At 63.5% G+C, this 1,699-nt stretch carries 2 protein-coding genes; both read right to left on the bottom strand.

What is annotated here, in order from left to right; genetic code table 11:
- Positions 1 to 341 precede the first annotated feature (341 nt).
- Positions 342 to 614, bottom strand: coding sequence for a YheU family protein (locus ACESMD_RS14010; protein ID WP_372614195.1), 273 nt, complete (start codon positions 612 to 614; stop codon positions 342 to 344).
- The coding region (ligA, locus tag ACESMD_RS14005; protein WP_372614193.1) for an NAD-dependent DNA ligase LigA at positions 611 to 1,699 on the bottom strand (1,089 nt) is incomplete at its 5' end. The genes ligA and ACESMD_RS14010, both read right to left, overlap by 4 nt.

The raw sequence follows: 1,699 nt of genomic DNA, 5'->3' as shown, positions 1-1,699 counted from the left end.
GCCGAGGTCATTGCATCGAGCATCTGTGACGAACCCCTGCCCCTGGCGCAGCCCCTGGTGGATCATCTGCATCCCGGGAGGCGCATCATCAGGGATCTTATCCGGGCCAATAAATAGCCTCTTAGTAAAATGGCATGAATCCGATTGCAGGCTAAATGGTGGGAGGCCGCTTCAGCGGGCGAGCTTTTTCCGTTGAAACCTCGCCCGGCATAGCCGGCCTCCCACGAAGGTCAACACCTCGTTTTCCCGGTTAATCCCTCGTTGAGGCGTCGAACCGCCGGCACAGCCAACCTTCCACAAGGCAGCTACACGCTGATTGGCGATCTTCCATTAGTCCGGCCTTACCCCTCTTCTTCATCGTCGGCAAGGTCGCGGCCGAAGGCGCGCCACCGGGCCAGGGTCATCACCTCGGTGGTCTCGGTCTGGAGGTCATGGGCGATGATCAAGTCGCTGCACTCGAGTTGGCGCCTGAGTTGCCCCACCCAACCATGCATGCCATCACCCGTGTCGGTAGTGTCATACCCCTGGCGGGTGACGAAGGCCTCCAGCAGCGCGTCCAGGGTCTCCTCCGGCAACATCCGATAGGGGATCTCGATGAAACGACCGTCATTCATCCCGGCTGCTCCTGGCCAGCGTCCTTGTCAGCCTCTTCCCAGCGCACCAGACGGGCCAGGAAATCGGCCTCGTCGATGACCTCGACCCCCAACTGCTCGGCCTTCTCACGCTTGCTGCCGGCGGCCTCGCCGGCTACTACGCAGGCGGTTTTCTTCGATACGCTGCCCGCCACCTTGGCGCCCAGCGCCTGGAGGCGCGCCTTGCCCTCGTCTCGCGTCAGGGTCTCCAGGCTGCCGGTGAGGACCCATGTCTGGCCGTCCAATGGCTGGGGTCGGTCGCCAATCGCCTGCTCTTCCCAGGTCAGGCCGCAGGCGATCAGCGCCTCGATGGTCTCGCGATTATGGGATTGACAAAAAAAGGTATGCACATGGGCCGCGACCACCGGCCCCACGTCCTCCGCAGATTCCAGGTCCTCGACCTCGGCGCTCATCAGCGCCTCGAGAGTACCGAAATGACGTGCCAGATTGGCGGCGGTGGCCTCGCCCACCTCGCGGATACCCAAGGCGAAGATGAAGCGTGCCAGCGTGGTGTTCTTGGCCTTTTCCAGCGCCGCGACCAGGTTATCTGAAGACTTCTGCGCCATGCGCGGCAATTCGGCGAGAGGCTCGACCTTCAGGCGGAACAGGTCGGCCGGGGTGGTGACCCAATCGCGATCGACGAGCTGGTCGATCACTTTCTCCCCGAGACCGTCGATGTCCAGGGCGCGTCGTGACGCGAAGTGCTTGAGCGCCTCCTTGCGCTGGGCGGCACAGAAGAGCCCTCCCGAACAGCGGGCCACGACCTCACCGTCCAGTCGTTCGATCTGGGAGTCACAGACCGGACAACGGTCGGGAAAGACGATCTCGGCAGCGTCATCGGGTCGCTCTTCCTTCAGCACCCGCACCACCTGGGGAATGACATCACCGGCACGGCGTATGGCCACGGTATCGCCGATCATCACGCCTAGCCGTGCGATCTCATCGGCATTATGCAGCGTGGCATTCGACACGGTGACACCGGCCACCGACACCGGCTCGAGGCGAGCCACCGGGGTGATGGCGCCGGTGCGCCCCACCTGGAACTCCACACCGTTGAGCCGGGTGGT

It is taken from the genome of Halomonas sp. (assembly GCF_041689495.1).
Lineage (GTDB): Bacteria > Pseudomonadota > Gammaproteobacteria > Pseudomonadales > Halomonadaceae > Halomonas.
The sequence above is the reverse complement of the archived record's forward strand: the minus strand, read 5'-3'. Positions and strand labels throughout refer to the sequence as shown.